The 14,172-nt window shown below is 68.8% G+C and carries 14 protein-coding genes and 1 pseudogene; 4 read left to right on the top strand and 11 right to left on the bottom strand.

Annotation, left to right across the window (positions count from 1 at the left end; all coding sequences use genetic code 11):
- Nucleotides 1-435, bottom strand: a pseudogene (locus tag J2Z33_RS18470) (DUF4158 domain-containing protein); the annotation flags it as partial.
- 127 nt (nucleotides 436-562) lie between these two features.
- Between J2Z33_RS18470 and J2Z33_RS13850 the strand changes: the two are divergent.
- Nucleotides 563-1,717, top strand: a complete 1,155-nt coding sequence (locus tag J2Z33_RS13850; protein ID WP_209842058.1) for an ISAs1 family transposase — start codon at nucleotides 563-565, stop codon at nucleotides 1,715-1,717.
- 9 nt (nucleotides 1,718-1,726) lie between these two features.
- Here the strand turns inward: J2Z33_RS13850 and J2Z33_RS13845 are convergent, their stop codons facing one another.
- A complete protein-coding gene (locus J2Z33_RS13845; RefSeq protein WP_209842056.1) occupies nucleotides 1,727-2,293 on the bottom strand; it encodes a recombinase family protein in 567 nt (188 codons plus the stop codon).
- A gap of 181 nt (nucleotides 2,294-2,474) precedes the next feature.
- On the opposite strand from J2Z33_RS13845, the gene J2Z33_RS13840 reads away from it, so the two are divergent.
- Nucleotides 2,475-3,059 carry a recombinase family protein gene (locus J2Z33_RS13840; protein WP_209842054.1) on the top strand — a complete coding sequence of 195 codons (585 nt, stop codon included), beginning with the start codon at nucleotides 2,475-2,477 and terminating at the stop codon, nucleotides 3,057-3,059.
- Nucleotides 3,060-3,120: 61 nt separating this feature from the next.
- Here the strand turns inward: J2Z33_RS13840 and J2Z33_RS13835 are convergent, their stop codons facing one another.
- From J2Z33_RS13835 to J2Z33_RS13795, 9 genes are all read right to left on the bottom strand, one after another.
- A complete protein-coding gene (locus J2Z33_RS13835) occupies nucleotides 3,121-4,173 on the bottom strand; it encodes an ABC transporter ATP-binding protein (protein WP_209842052.1) in 1,053 nt (350 codons plus the stop codon).
- Between the two features lie 11 nt (nucleotides 4,174-4,184).
- Nucleotides 4,185-5,003: a carbohydrate ABC transporter permease gene (locus J2Z33_RS13830; RefSeq protein ID WP_209842050.1), complete on the bottom strand. Its 819-nt coding sequence runs from the start codon at nucleotides 5,001-5,003 to the stop codon at nucleotides 4,185-4,187.
- On the bottom strand, nucleotides 5,000-5,869 hold the full coding sequence (locus tag J2Z33_RS13825; protein WP_209842048.1) for a carbohydrate ABC transporter permease: 870 nt from the start codon (nucleotides 5,867-5,869) through the stop codon (nucleotides 5,000-5,002). The genes J2Z33_RS13830 and J2Z33_RS13825 overlap by 4 nt, the downstream gene beginning before the upstream one ends.
- A 200-nt stretch (nucleotides 5,870-6,069) precedes the next feature.
- Nucleotides 6,070-7,362 (bottom strand): ABC transporter substrate-binding protein, encoded by a 1,293-nt coding sequence (locus tag J2Z33_RS13820; protein ID WP_209842046.1) that lies wholly within the window; start codon nucleotides 7,360-7,362, stop codon nucleotides 6,070-6,072.
- A gap of 51 nt (nucleotides 7,363-7,413) precedes the next feature.
- The gene (locus J2Z33_RS13815) at nucleotides 7,414-8,427 is read right to left on the bottom strand and encodes a Gfo/Idh/MocA family protein (RefSeq protein ID WP_209842044.1); all 1,014 of its coding nucleotides are present in this window, start codon (nucleotides 8,425-8,427) and stop codon (nucleotides 7,414-7,416) included.
- A complete protein-coding gene (locus J2Z33_RS13810) occupies nucleotides 8,424-9,128 on the bottom strand; it encodes an N-acetylmannosamine-6-phosphate 2-epimerase (RefSeq protein ID WP_209842042.1) in 705 nt (234 codons plus the stop codon). The genes J2Z33_RS13815 and J2Z33_RS13810 overlap by 4 nt, the downstream gene beginning before the upstream one ends.
- Before the next feature lie 86 nt (nucleotides 9,129-9,214).
- Nucleotides 9,215-10,111: an N-acetylmannosamine kinase gene (locus tag J2Z33_RS13805; RefSeq protein WP_209842040.1), complete on the bottom strand. Its 897-nt coding sequence runs from the start codon at nucleotides 10,109-10,111 to the stop codon at nucleotides 9,215-9,217.
- Nucleotides 10,095-10,952 carry a MurR/RpiR family transcriptional regulator gene (locus J2Z33_RS13800; RefSeq protein WP_209842038.1) on the bottom strand — a complete coding sequence of 286 codons (858 nt, stop codon included), beginning with the start codon at nucleotides 10,950-10,952 and terminating at the stop codon, nucleotides 10,095-10,097. The genes J2Z33_RS13805 and J2Z33_RS13800 overlap by 17 nt, the downstream gene beginning before the upstream one ends.
- On the bottom strand, nucleotides 10,952-12,118 hold the full coding sequence (locus tag J2Z33_RS13795) for a GNAT family N-acetyltransferase (RefSeq protein WP_209842036.1): 1,167 nt from the start codon (nucleotides 12,116-12,118) through the stop codon (nucleotides 10,952-10,954). Before J2Z33_RS13795 ends, J2Z33_RS13800 begins: the two co-directional genes overlap by 1 nt.
- A gap of 139 nt (nucleotides 12,119-12,257) precedes the next feature.
- Here J2Z33_RS13795 and J2Z33_RS13790 point away from each other — a divergent pair, with 139 nt between their 5' ends.
- Together J2Z33_RS13790 and nagB are read left to right on the top strand one after the other, a co-directional pair.
- A complete protein-coding gene (locus tag J2Z33_RS13790) occupies nucleotides 12,258-13,373 on the top strand; it encodes an N-acetylglucosamine-6-phosphate deacetylase (protein WP_209842033.1) in 1,116 nt (371 codons plus the stop codon).
- A gap of 2 nt (nucleotides 13,374-13,375) precedes the next feature.
- Nucleotides 13,376-14,152, top strand: a complete 777-nt coding sequence (gene nagB / locus J2Z33_RS13785; protein WP_209842031.1) for a glucosamine-6-phosphate deaminase — start codon at nucleotides 13,376-13,378, stop codon at nucleotides 14,150-14,152.
- Nucleotides 14,153-14,172: the final 20 nt, after the last annotated feature.

The raw sequence follows: 14,172 nt of genomic DNA, 5'->3' as shown, positions 1-14,172 counted from the left end.
AACTCGTCGAGCAACAGGCGCGCGAGGTCGACCCCGCTGGTCGTGGCCAGCGCGACCGGCAGGAGCCACGCCTGGAGCTCGGCCTTGGCCAAGGGTCGAGCGGCCGAAAGCCGAACTCGTCGCGCGAGCCGCGTCGAGCTGCTCGTACCGGATCGGTTCGCGCACGGCGTAGTCGGCCAGCACCTGCAGGTCGACGCCAATCTGGTCGGCGACGAATGCGAGATCACCTCACCGGGGCGCGAGGCCCCGGCCGGGGTAGCGCAATGCGCAGAGCTGGAGCGCAAAGTCCAGGCGGTTGTGCGGCCTGCGCCGGATCCCGATAGCGCGAAGATCGTCGGCCCCGAGCGTCCAGTGTCGGACCAGCTCGGGCTCACCGTCCGGTAGCGCCATCAGAGCGGCGCGCTGCCGCTCGGTCAGAACGGCGCGCCGGGGCACCGGTCAGGCCTTGGCCGGGGCGGTCCAGCCCCAGGGCCAACGCATAAGGGTTTGCTGGGGCGGAGCAGGCCGGCCACGGCCCTGCAACAGCTCTACGTTCTCCAGGCGCATTGGCCTGGAGGGTATCATGCTGCGCGAGCTGTTGGAGTGCCTGGGGGACGTTGGCGATCCTCGTGACCCGGCCAAGGTGGAGCACCGGCTGGTGGACGTGCTGGCGATCGCGGTGTGCGCCGTGCTGGCCTGCGCGGAGAGCTTCGAGGACATCGCGCTATACGGGCGCTCCAAGCGGGGCTGGCTGGAGCATTTCCTGGAGTTGCCGAACGGGATCCCCTCTCACGACACCTTCCGGCGCGTGCTGATGCTGATCGATCCTGAGCAGTTCGAGCGGGGCTTTCTGGCTTGGACGCGACGGACCTTTGTGGCCGGCCGCGACGCTCAAAGCCCCTCCCAGATCGCCGTGGACGGCAAGACGCTGCGCCGTTCCTTTGACCGCCGCCGGGGCCGGACGCCGCTGCATCTGGTCAGTGCCTTCGCCACCGCGAGCGGTTTGGTGCTGGCGCAGCGGAGGACGGCCGACAAGGGTGGCGAGCCCGCGGTGTTGGAGGACCTTTTGGCTGGGCTGGACCTCCGGGGCGCGCTCGTCAGCCTGGACGCCGCGTCCTGCCACCCAGGTGTGGCCGCGACGATCACGGGGCATGGTGCCGATTACCTGATCGCCCTCAAGGGCAACCGGCGCACCCTGCACGGCGCGGTGCGGGACTGGTTCAGCATGCACGCCTTTGCAGCCGGCGGTACGCTGCGACCGTGCTCGGATACTTGGGATAACCAGCATGGTCGGCTCGTGCGCCGCCGCGTGTTCGTGGCGACCGTAGCCGAGCTGCCGGACGCAACCGGCCTCGTCGCGGCTTGGCCGAGCCTGCGCCGCATCGTCGCCGTGGAGGCCATCCGCTCCATCGGGATCCCCGCACCGGGCGCGCCGCAGGGCGTAAGCTGTCAAATCCGCTACTTCCTCACCAGCTCCGCCGCCCCGGGGAAGCACATCGCCAAGGCGGTGCGTGCCCACTGGGCCATCGAGAACTGCCTGCACTGGGTCATCGACACCGGCTTCAGCGAGGATCACTCGCGGGTGCGCGACCGCAACGCCGCCGCAAACCTCGCCGTGCTCCGGCGGATCGCGCTCAACCTCGTGCGCGCCGATCGCTCCCGACCCGGCAGCCTCAAGGGCAAGCGCAAGATGGCCGGATGGGACAATGCCTTCATGCACCGCCTCGTCGCCCCGTAGGGTCATGCGTTAGCCCTGGGTCCAGCCCACCCGCGCCAGCGTGTCGAGCAGCGTCGAGCGCGGCACCTTAAAGGTCCGGCACACCGACGCCTTGCTCGCACCGCCGTCGAGCGCGGCCGTGATCTGCTCAGGGTCGAGCGTCGGCGGGCGGCCCCCACGCTGGCCGCGGCGTCTGGCGGCCGCCAGGCCGGCGATCACGCGCTCGCGGGTCAACGCCCGCTCATACTGGGCCAGCGCGCCGAAGATCGAGAACAGCAGCTCCCCATGAGGGGTGGTGGTGTCCATCTGCTCCGTCAGCGAGCGGAAGGCCACGTCCCGTGACCTCAGGTCGGTGATGATCGCCAGCAGGTGCGGCAGCGAGCGGCCGAGCCGGTCCAGCTTCCATACCACCAGGGTGTCGCCCGCCCTCAGGTCTTCGAGACAGGCCCTGAGCCCCGGCCGGTCGTCGCGAGCCCCGGACGCCTTGTCGTGGTGGAGGTGCCGGTCGTCGACCCCGGCCGCGATCAGCGCATCGCGCTGGAGATCGACCGACTGGCGGTCGTCGGCGGACGAGACGCGCATGTACCCGACCAGCATGTGTGGAAAACCTCCTCTCGCGAGTTCCCGCGCAGCCTAGCAAGCCGACAGGGTTTGTCGCGCAGAAAACGCCGGATCGGGAGGGGGCCGGCCGGCGGCCTGATCGGGGGCGTCGGCAATCATGTGTTTGCCGCCACCCACTCAGCTCACCCGGCGCTTAGCGTAGTTCCGTGCCCGTTCTATGTGCCAAGCCCTCTACGGCTACGCCCGCGTGTCCACGACCGACCAGGACCTCAGCTTGCAGGAGGCGGCGCTCCGGGCCGCCGGCTGCCAGGTGATCCGGGCGGAGAAGAAGACCGGCACCTCGCGCGAGGGCCGGGCCGAGCTCGAACTCCTGCTGCAGTTCCTGCGCCCCGGCGACACCCTGGTCGTCACCCGCATCGACCGGCTGGCGCGCTCGATGAAGGACCTCCAGGACCTCGTGCACGAGCTGAAGGGCAGGGGGGTCAGCCTGCGCGCCACCGAGCAGCCGGTGGACACCTCCACCGCCGCCGGCAAGGCGTTCCTCGACATGCTGGGCGTCTTCGCCGAGTTCGAGACCAACCTGCGCCGCGAGCGGCAGATGGAGGGCATCGCCGCCGCCAAGGCGCGCGGGGTCTACAAGGGCCGCAAGCCGAAGATCGATCCGGAGGAAGTGCGACGGCTCCACGCCGAGGAGCGGCTCAGCCCCACGGCCATCGCCAAGCGGATGGGGATCGCACGCTCGAGCGTGTACAGGTTCCTGCCGCCGATTGACGAGCTGACGAACCCTGAGGGCTCGAATTAGCCGGCCAAAGGGGAACCCGGCGGGTGGCCAGCCATCGTAAGAGAGCCTCCCCTCCTCCCAGTCACCTCACCCGCGCACCGGTAGTCGCATCGAACAGGAGTGTGTGGTCAAGACGGAGACTTAGCCGCACTGTTGACCCTTGCCTGGCCAGTCCCGCTGGTGCGCGAACCACCGAGCGCTGGCCGGCCACATCCAACGTGACGATGTCCTCGGGCCCAGTAGGCTCGACGAGTGCCACATTGGCCGAGATGGGTCCCTCAGTCCCGAGGGTGATATCCTCAGGGCGCAGGCCAAGCAACATGTCCGTTCCGTCGGGCGCGAGCTGCATGAGAGGGATGCTGGCGTCCGCCCCATCTGGCACAAAGACTCCGCCTGCCACCCGCCCCGCCAGCAGCGTCATCGGTGGTGAACCGATAAAGCGGGCAACAAAGAGGTTGACGGGCTCGCGGTAGATTTCCTGTGGAGTGCCGACCTGCTGGACCACACCCTTATTCAGGATGACGATCATGGTGGCGAGGGTCATGGCCTCGATCTGATCGTGGGTGACATAGACCATGGTGCGGCCGATGCGCTGGTGCAGCTGCTTGATCTCGGCCCGAAGATCGCCGCGCAACGCCGCATCGAGGTTCGAGAGCGGCTCGTCGAAAAGGAAGAGCTTGGGGTCGCGCACCAGCGCCCGGCCGATGGCAACCCGCTGGCGCTGTCCGCCCGACAGCTCGCGCGGGTAGCGGGCCAGCAGCGGCTCGATCTGGAGGACTGCAGCCACGCGGTCCACCTCGCGGGAGGCGGCGGCACGGGCCAGACCGCGCATCCGCAACGGGAAGGCGATGTTCTCGCGCACCGTCATGGTCGGATAGAGCGCGTAGGACTGGAACACCATCGCCACGTCGCGCTCGCGCGCGGGGAGGGCGGTCACGTCGCGCCCCTCAATGACGATGGCGCCCCCATCAATGGGGTGCAGCCCGGCCACGGCGTGGAGCAGGGTGGACTTGCCGCAGCCCGAAGGCCCGAGGAGGACCACGAAGGCCCCCTCCTCGACTTCGATAGAGATGCCGTTCAGGACACCCACGGCGCCATAGGACTTGGTGACGTTGCGGATCGACAGTTCGGCCATGGTGCTCCTCCTCAGCCCTTCACGCTGCCCAGGGTGAGCCCGCGCACGATCTGGCCCTGCACGAGCAGGCCCAGCACGATCATCGGCAGCATCACCAGCGTTGCGGCGGCGGTAAGCGCCCCCCACTGGATGCCTTGGAACGTCAGGAACGAGGTGATGGACACGGGCAGGGTCTGGGTGTCCCGACCGGTCAGCACCAGGGCGATGAAGAACTCGTTCCAGGTGAACAGCACGCAGAGGATCAGCGTCGCCACCAAGCCGCCCTTGGCCGCCGGCAGGTAGACGCGGGAGAACACCACCCACTCACGGGCGCCATCCACGCGGGCCGCGTCGCGCAGCTCGCGCGGAATGTCGTCGAAGAAGGTGATCAGCAAGGCGATCGCGAAGGGCACGTTGATGAAGGCGTAGACCGCGATCAGGAGCCAGTGCTGGTTCATCGCGCCAATGCGCGTCGCGAGGTAGTAGACCGGGATCACGAACAGGATCGCCGGCGCAATGCGGAGGCTCAGGATGAACTTTTCCTGGGAGCGGCGCCGCTGAGCCTCCTGCTGCACGAGCCCGTAGGCCGCGACCGCGCCGATGGCCACGGCGATCAGGCTCGACGAGATGGAGACCACGAAGCTGTTGGCGAAGGCGCGTAGGAAGGTCCGGTTCGCCAGAACCGTCGCGTAGTTCTCGAGCGTGGGCGTGAAGAACCAGACGGGCGGGATGGCGAAGGCGTCGCGGCCCGTCTTGAAGGAGGTGACGACCACCCAATAGAGCGGAAACAGCACCGAAATCATCAAGAGCAGAAGGCCTACGTAGAACAGGATCGAGCGCAGTGCCTTCATCGGGCACCCCCCCGGGACAGGACCGCATACATCGCCAGCAACGCGAGGTTCGTGAAGATCGTCAGGATCATCGCGATGGTCAGCGCATAGGAGATGTCGAAGTTGGTGAAGGCGGCGATGTAGCCGTAGTAGTTCAGCGTCTCGGTCGAGAGCGCCGGGCCGCCACGCGTCATGATGTAGAAGAGATCGAAGGCCTTGATCGAGTCGATGGTGCGGATCAACGCCACGACCGCCACCGCGCGCCGCAGCATCGGCAGGAGGACGTGCCACGTCACCTGCCACTCGCGTGCGCCGTCCACGCGGGCGGCGTCCAGCGGATCGGTGGGCGCCGAGTCGAGCGCGGCCATTGTCAGGAGGATGACAAAGGGCGTCCACTGCCAGACATCGGCGATCAGCACCGAAAGGATGGCAACGCTGGGATTCCCCAACCAGTCGACAGGGCCGAGTCCCAGGAGCGACAGGAGATAGTTGGCCATGCCCGAGGACGGGTCGAAGATGAAGCGCCAGGTGAGGCCCACGACGACCGGCGTCATGATGATCGGCACCAGCAGCAGCGTGCGCACCAACCGCTTGAGCGCGAAGTGCCGGTCGAGGAAGAGCACGATCCCGACGCCCAGCACCACCTCGATCCCAGTGGCGAGCACGGTGAACAGCACCGTGCGCCAGATCGCGGACAGGCCGCGTCCGTCGCCGAAGAAGCGCATGTAGTTCTCAAGGCCCACGAAGGTGTCCTGGCCCGCCCGCAGGAGCGACACGTCGCGCAGCGACAGCCAGATCACGTAGGCGGTGAGCACCAGCGAGGCTGTTGTCAGCACGACGATCACCGGCTGGACGAACAGGTGCGAGGGGTCCCTGGGGTTCGGCACGGATGCGTGTCTCGGGCGGGAAGCGGGCGAGGGCTCCACCGCGAGCTCCGGTCGGATGATCTGGCGGGAGGGGTCCCTGGAGTTTTGCACGGATGCGCGCCTCGGGCTGGGAGTAGGAGTGGCGCCGCCGCACCTTAGGGAGGCTGGGCGACGGCGCCGGAAACCCGAGGTCCAGGGGGGCCTTGGGTCGTCCGTCGCCCTTAACGGGCGATGGCGGCGTTGTTGGCCTCGTCGGCGGCCGTGAGCGCCTCCTCGGCGGTGGCGGTGCCGGCGAGGACCTGTGACACGGCGATGCCGGTGTTGTTGATGACCTCGTTGGCTTGGTCGATCGTCGGCAGGTATTGCGGATTGCCTTGGTTGATGGCCGCGATCATGGCATCCTTGAAGGCGCCATAGCGTGAGTTGAACGCTTCGCTGTCAAGCGCCGAAAGCGAAGTCACGCCCGAGTTCGGGTCGCTCTCGATCGAGCGGACCTGCTGCTCGGCTGCGGTAGCCCAGGCTGCAAAGAGCGCGGCGGCCTCGGGGTTCGCGGAGTCCGCCGACACGAAAAGGCTGTGGACCGCGAGCGAGGAAGAGCCCCCTTTCGGGTTCTCGGAGCGCATCGGCACGGGGACGTAGCCGACCTTGCCCGCGACCTCGGAATTGGCGGGGTCTTCGTTGTAGGCACCGTTCACGGTGGCGTCGAGCGTCATGGCCGCTCCGCCGCTCTGGAACAGCAGGCGGTTCTCCTCCCAGCCGAAGTTGGCGACGCCGACGGGCCCATAGTTGGTGAGGACACGGGTGAAGTCCTCCAGCGCGGCGATGCCCTCGGGCGTGGCTAGGGCGGATTGCCCCTCGTCGTTCAGGAACGAGCCGCCGTAGCCCCACAGATAGCCCGCCCAGACGTAGACGCCCTGGATGCCCTGCTGGCCGCGCATGGTGATCCCCGCGACCTCGCCGTTCGTTGCCCCGTGGATCGTCTTTGCCGCCTCCTCGATGGCCTCGAAGGTCGTGGGTTCGGCAAGGCCGTGCTCCTCGAAGAGGTCCTTGCGGTACATCAGGAACGTGCTCTCGCCGTAGACGGGGAGCCCGTAGATCTGGCCGTCCACCACGTTGGTGTCGAAGTAGCCGGTCACGAAGTCGGCGCGGTTGAAGTGCTCAGGCGTGGCCGCCAGGTAAGCATCGAGCGGCACGATGTAGCCCGCGGACACGAAGCCGGGGATGTAGATGATGTTGTTCTGGACGATGTCGTAACGCCCGGAGCCCGAGGAAAACTCGAGGAGCATCTTGGCCGTGATGTCCTGCTCGGGCACCACTTCGAGCGCCACGTCGATGCCGGTGAGCTCGGTGAAGTCCGGCAGCATCTTCTGAATGGCATCGGTTGTGGGGTGCCCTTCCATCAGCACCGAGAGTTGCACACCCTCGTAGGGCTTGTCCTGCGCCAAGGCGGGCAGCGCCGCCGTGGCGAGGAGGATGGTCGCCGCCGTGGCGAGCAGGTCGCGTCGTGTCAGCATGATCGTTCGTCTCCCTGTTTTGTGCGGTCGAGCCGCAGTTTTCGCCGTTCGTTAGCCGAGGCGGACCACGTCGCCCGTCTCTGCGGAACGGATCATCGCGAGCGTGAGCTCCAGCGACCGGAGGGCGTCGCGGCCACTCGCGATCGGCCGGTCGGCTCCGTCGAGCCACTCGAGCACGGCATGGAGCTGCTCTCGCAGGTCGCCCCCGATGGCGCCGCCCCGCTCGGGCCAGTGCTGGGTGTCGATCTCCTGCGAGCGGGTGGCGTCGGCGAAGTGCAGGCCGCTGTCGCCGCACTGGACCTCGACGAAGCCGTCCTCGCCGATGATCTCCATGCGGGCATCGATCATGTGCCGCGTGCCGGAAGGAAGCGACCAGGCGCTCTCGAAGTTGACCACCGTGCCGCCTGAGAACCGCACGATGGCGGCGATGCTGTCCTGCGTGCCCGACTTGCCGAGGAGGATGTCGGTCTGCTGGGCGTAAACGGAGACGGGCTCCTGCCCCTCAAGGAGCCAGAGCGCGAGATCGACATCGTGAACGGTGACATGGAGCGCAAGGGGCAGCTTGCCGCCGTAGCGCTTGGGCCCTTCGGTGCGCGCGCTGTTGCGCCGTGCGTAGACGTGGATGGGCCGGCCTAGCTTGCCCTCGTCGATCAGCTCCTTGGCTCGGCCATAGCGGGGATCGAAGCGCAGGAGGTAGCCCACCCCGAGCTTCACGCCGGCGGCCTCGGTGGCCGCGATGATGGCGCGGGCGTCCTCGACCGTGGAAGCGATCGGCTTCTCGATAAAGAGGTTCACGCCCTGCTTGGCTACGGCGAGCGCCGGGGCCAGATGGAGGTTGTCCGGCGTGCAGATGCTGACCAGGTCCAGCTTCTCGTTGGCCAGGAGCTCCTCGTGCGAGGCGTAGGTCTTGGCGGCGCTGGTGCGGGCGGCGACCGTTCGAGCCAGATCGAGGTTCGGGTCCACGATGGCGGCCAGCTCGCAGCCGGGCGCCCGTCCGAGGATCGCGGCGTGCATCGAACCCATAAAGCCTGCGCCGATCACGGCCGCGCGGCGGATGCCAGTCATTGGTGAACCTCCCTGGCAGCCGGCCGGGGCGCCGCCACCTTGATGTGGTCGGCAAAGCGCCGGGTGATGACGTCCGGGCGGGTAATGGCCCCCCCCACGACGACGAAACGAGCCCCGAGTTCGAGGCAGCGCGCGGCCTCCTCGGGTGTGCGGACGCGGCCCTCGGCCACGAAGGGCACGCCGGCCCGCGCAAGCTCTATCATGAGGGTGAAGTCGGGACCGCCGTCGTTGCGCGTCGTTGGGGTGTAGCCGGCCATTGTCGTGCCGACTACATCGGCTCCGGCGGCGTAGGCCGCCCGCCCTTCAGCCACGGTGCTGACGTCCGCCATGGACAGGCGGTTCCACGCGCGGACCCGGGCGACCAGGGCAGGCACATCGACGGGCCGGAGCCGGTCGGTCGCGTCGAAGGCCACGATGTGGGCGCCGGCCTCGACCACCGCGTCGATGTCGTCGAAGGTCGGAGTGATGTAGACGTCCGTGCCGGGCCGGACGACCTTGACGAGGCCGATGACGGGCACCGCGACAGCGGCGCGGACGGCGCGGATGTTGGGCGCGCCCTGGATGCGGACGGCGGTGGCGCCGCCGAGGACCGCGGACGCCGCGAGCGCTGCGATGTGGTCCGGGCGGTCGAGCGGCAAGCCGGGCTCGGCCTGGCATGACACCACCAGGGCGCCGGTCAACTTGTCGAGCAGGGTGGTCAAGGCCGCCTCGGATCTCAGGGGGATCGAACGACCTTAGGTCGTGAAGGAAAAAACTGTCAACATGCTTCTTAAGGCGAAGCTTTCCTTCACTGATGCAGGCACGCCAGCGCAGCGGCTCCGATCAGGCCCGCATCTGCGCCGCAGGACGCCCGCAGAATCGGGCGTCGAAATCGCATCGGTTCCCGGACCAGGGCGCGATCGACCCTCTCGACAAACCCTTCGGCGAGACCCACCCCGCCCCCGAGGACGATCCCCTGGGCGTCGATCGCCGCGACCAGGTCGCCCAGGCCAGACGCGATCGCCATGGCCGAGCCGTCCAGCACCCGTTCCGCATCGGCATTTCCCGCCGCGGCAAGGCCAAAGACCTCGGGGGCTCGGACGGGACGCCCCAGCCGCTCGGTAGCGAGGCGGGCGATGGCCGTCCCGGAGGCGACGGCTTCGATGCAACCTTGGCGCCCGCAGCCGCAGGCCGCGCCCGACGGATCGTAGACCATGTGCCCGAGGTGGCCGGCGAGACCCGACAGTCCCACCTGCAGGCGGCCACCCACGACCAGCCCGCCACCCACGCCGGTTGACACGGTCACGAAGGCGAAGGTTGGCCAATCCCGGCCCGCGCCGTGGAGACGCTCGCCCCAAGCGGCGGCCTGGGCGTCGTTGAGGGCGACCACCGGGCGATCCAAGGCGTCCTCCAGCGCCGCGACCAAGGGGAAGCCGTCCTCGATGGGCAGGGTTCCGGGATTGAGCGCGGTCAGGCAGCCGTCCTGCACGATTCCGGTAGTGGCAACACCGATAGGGCTGCGGAGCCTGCCACCACGCCGCGCCATCTCCGTGGCGATCGCCGCCACGAGGTCAGCCCCCCGTCCGGTGCGGGGCGTGGCGATCTGCGAGCGGGCCAGGCAACAGGAGCCTGCGACCTCGGCGAAGGCGATCTTCGTGCCGCCGAGGTCGATAGCGAGGACGGACGGTTCAGAAGGATCTGTCACTGACGCTCTCCGCCGTGCGGCCCACCAAGACGACGCGGTCTGGGTCCTGGCGCGTCATCTCGGCCATCAGCGCGTCGACGATGAGGAGCTGGCTGATCTTGGACGGGAAGGCCCCTCCGGTGAGCGGTGTCTCGGGCCAGGAGGCGATCAGCGCCACGTCGCAGGCTGCAACCAGGGGGCTCTTGGAACGGTTGGACAGGCCGACCACAAAGCTGCCTTGTGCCCGCGCCCTCTCGGCCACGCGCACCGCGTCGATGGTGGAGCCCGAGCTCGACACCACCACATGCGCTGAGCTTGGCCCCGCCGTCTCGGCCGCCATGAGGACGAGGTGCGCGTCGCTTAAGGAACGCGATGGCTTGCCGATCCGCGACATCTTGTAGGCCACATACTGGGCGGTGATGGCCGAGGCCGCGATGCCGAAGCACTCGATGAAGCTGGCCGCCAGGAGACGCCGCGCCGCCGTGGCCAGGTTCGCGCGGTCGATGAGCTGCTCGGTCTCGCGCAGCGCAATCACCGCAGTCTCCACGAGCTGGCCGATGCTGTCCTCGGGCTCCTGCGCGCCGCGCGCCCGATCGTCGGTCGCAAGCTCGCGCGCCAGCGCCAGCTTGAAGCCGCCGAAGCCGGCGAAGCCCTGGTCACGGCAGAAGCGGATGACGGAGGCCTCGGACGAGCCCGACTGCTCGGCTAACTCGGTGATGCTCTGGGTCAGCGTCGCATCCGGGTGCGTGAGCACGGTTTGGGCGATCCGAGCCAGCGCCGGGGTCATGTCGCCAGAGGCCGCGCGCAACGTGGCGATCAGGGGCCTGTTCATCTTGCCTCCAGTTTCAGCGCCCTCGTCCATCAGAAGTGCTCCGCGACCCAGGGGGCGGGACCGGCGAAGGCGAGGTCGCATGCCCGGAGCGCCCGTTCATCCCCCGTGAGGTCGCCCCGCCGGGCCAGCACCGTAGCCGAGCGGAACCCGGTCAGGAGGCTCCCCAGCGCCGCCAGCGTCAGGCTCACGGTCGGCTCCTTTCCCGAGCCTTTCATGACCTGTCCGCGCCCGTCTTCGATCTCCAGGCGCAGGCTCGTCAGATCGGACCCGTCCGCCGCGAGGAGCCGAAGGCCGACGGCGGCCCGCGCAGGCAGGTAGCGCCGCGCCCCGAGCGCGGCCACGGGATCCAGGACCCGCAGCAGCCATTCCTCCTGATGGACGAGGCGCCAGCCCTTGTCAGGCATCGCGCCCACCAGATCGTCCTGCGGCGCGCCGTGCCAGCGCGCGATGGGATAGACCGACCGGAAGCGGCCCAGGAAGGCCAGCAGCGCCCTTGCGCTTGCGCCGTCCGCCGCGTGCCAGTCCCGGATGTCGAGGCAGGCGGGATCGCGCGTGTCGAGGATCAGGTAGGCGTCGAGCCTGTCGCCCCCGAGGCCGTAAGCCGCGACGGCGCCTTTGGGCTCGCGCAGCAGCTCGTCCCAGTGCGACGCGCTCCGCTCGATCAGCCCGGCGCCGACCACGGCCTTGCGAGCATAGGCCGCCGCGATCCGGGGATCGCGCGGGTCCATCGGCTCGAAGGTCGCCGAAGCCTGCGGCAGGGCCGAGAGGTCGGCCTCGTAGACCACTTCGCTCCCGGCCAGCTCGAAGCCGCATTTGCGGTAGACGGGACGAGCGGAGGCAAACAGGGACACCACCGCCGCGCCGCCCTCGCGAGCGGAGCGGCACAGCGCGTCCATGAACGGACGCGCCAAGCCCCGCCCACGCGCCTCTGGCGCGATGGCGACGTGGGCGATGCTGGCCGCCGGCACCGGCGCGCCGCCGAGGACGTGCGCCGTGGGCAGGAGGGCCGCGGTGGCGAGGAGGCGTCCCTCCGCGTCCTCGACGACGTGCAGCGCGCCCACCCCGACATGCCCGAGGTATTCGTCGGCCCGCGCCCGGTCGAAGCCGAAGGCCAGCGTCAGGAGGCGGGCAATGCCATCCAGGTCGGCAGCGGTAGCGGGCCTCGCCCTCTCACCCGTCTTGAAGCTTTCTTCCATATCACTTATCCATGTGTCGAAAATCTTCATATCAGCCCACAAGGCTGGCAGCAAGGGAGCCGCGCATGGAGAGCCAGCCGCACATCCTGCCCGGCGTTCCCGACCATCGGAGCCTTGGTCGGCAGCGGAAGGAAGCCCAATGACCCAGGATGGGCAGATCAGGGGTTCGATCCTTACACCGGATGGCTGGGTGTCGGGTCGGCTGGTCTTCGATGAGCACATCCTCGCGGTCCAGGGCGTGCGTGTGGACGATGCGCGGGCGCCTTTTGTGATCCCGGGCTTCATCGACCTCCATGTCCACGGCGGTGGCGGACACGACGTCATGTCGGGCACGCCGGGCATCCGGGGGATGGCGCGGCTTCACGCCCGGCACGGCACCACGAGCCTGCTGGCCACTTCCGTGACAGCGGCGGTCAGGGAGATCGAGGCCTTCCTTGCCGCTGTGGCTAGCGTCATGGCGGAACCCGGCCCCGGAGAGGCCCGCGTGACCGGAGCGCATCTGGAAGGCCCGTTCATCAACCCCTGCAAGCTCGGAGCCCAGCCCTCCTTGGCCCGGCCTGTCGATCTGGCCGGAATGGCGGACTGGCTCTCGACGGGCGTGGTGCGGATCGTGACGCTGGCCCCCGAACTCGACGGCGCTGCGGACCTCGTGTCGCTAGTGCAGGCGCAGGGTGCGCGGGCACAGCTCGGGCACTCGCTCTGCACCTATGCCGAGGCAACCAGCGCGCTCGCCCAGGGCTGCGGCATCACCCACCTCTTCAACGCCATGTCAGGTGTCTCACATCGGGGCAGTGGCCTTGCGGGAGCGGCCCTCGCCCATGCCGACTGGGCCGAGGTGATCCCCGACCTCATCCATGTCGAGGCCGGCGCGATCCTGGCCGCGCGCCGCGCAATCCCGAACCTCTATGGCGTCACCGACGCCACCGCCGGCGCGGGCATGCCCGATGGGCAGTATGCGCTCGGGACACAACACGTCATGAAGCGCGGGTCAGTCATGTGCCTCGCCGACGGTACCCTGGCCGGCTCGGCTCTGACGATGGACCAAGCCCTTCGCAACCTCGTCGGCCTCGGGCTGGACCTCGCCGAGGCGTCCGCGCGGCTCAGCCGCCTTCCGGCCGAATGGGCGGGCCTTGGTGATGCGGGCCGGCTCGCGCCGGGGCTGAGGGCCGACCTCGTCGAGCTCGATGCCGACCTGCGCGTCCGATCGGTCCACATCGCGGGCCGGCCCGTGGATCTCAGCACAGGAACGGAGTGAGCATGGAAGTCGTTGTCCGGCCGGACGTGGACGCTGCGGTGGACCTTGTTGCAAGGCTCATCGCCGCCCGGATCGAGGCCAAGCCAGATCTCGTGATCGGCTTGGCGACAGGACGTACCATGGAGCGGGTCTACGACCGGCTCGTGGCGCTGGGGCCAAGCTTCCGGCGCGTGTGCAGCTTCAATCTTGATGAGTACGTCGGGCTCGCCCCCGACGACCCGCAGTCCTACCGGAGCTACATGCGCCAGCACCTGTTCGACCGGGTGGACATCGACCTCGCGAACGCCCGCCTGCCCGAGGTGGACGGGCCCGACCTCAAAGAGGTCGCGCGCCGCTACGAGGCGGACATCGCAGCCGCGGGCGGCGTCGACCTGCAGCTCCTGGGGATCGGCGAGACCGGGCATATCGGCTTCAACGAGCCGTTGTCGGCCCTGATGTCGCGGACGCGCGACAAGACGCTGACGCAGGACACAAGACGGCAGAACGCCGCGATGTTCGGCGGCGATCCGGATCGCGTGCCGTCCCGCGCGCTGACTATGGGGGTGGGCACGATCCTCGACGCCCGCGAGGTGCTTCTCCTAGCCACGGGGGAGCACAAGGCCCACATCGTCGCCAAGGCCATCGAGGGACCGATCACGTCGATGGTCACGGCCTCGGCGCTGCAGCTCCATCCGAACTGCAAGGTCGTGCTGGACGAGGCGGCGGCCGAGGCCCTGCAAGGGCGCGACTACTACGACTGGGTGTTCCAGTCCGAGCCGGACTGGGATGACTTCCGGTAATATTTCGTCCGCGCACCCAA

Origin of the sequence: Rubellimicrobium aerolatum, assembly GCF_017872975.1 — a bacterium.
Taxonomy (GTDB): domain Bacteria; phylum Pseudomonadota; class Alphaproteobacteria; order Rhodobacterales; family Rhodobacteraceae; genus Rubellimicrobium; species Rubellimicrobium aerolatum.
This window is presented reverse-complemented; position numbering and strand designations above follow the sequence as displayed.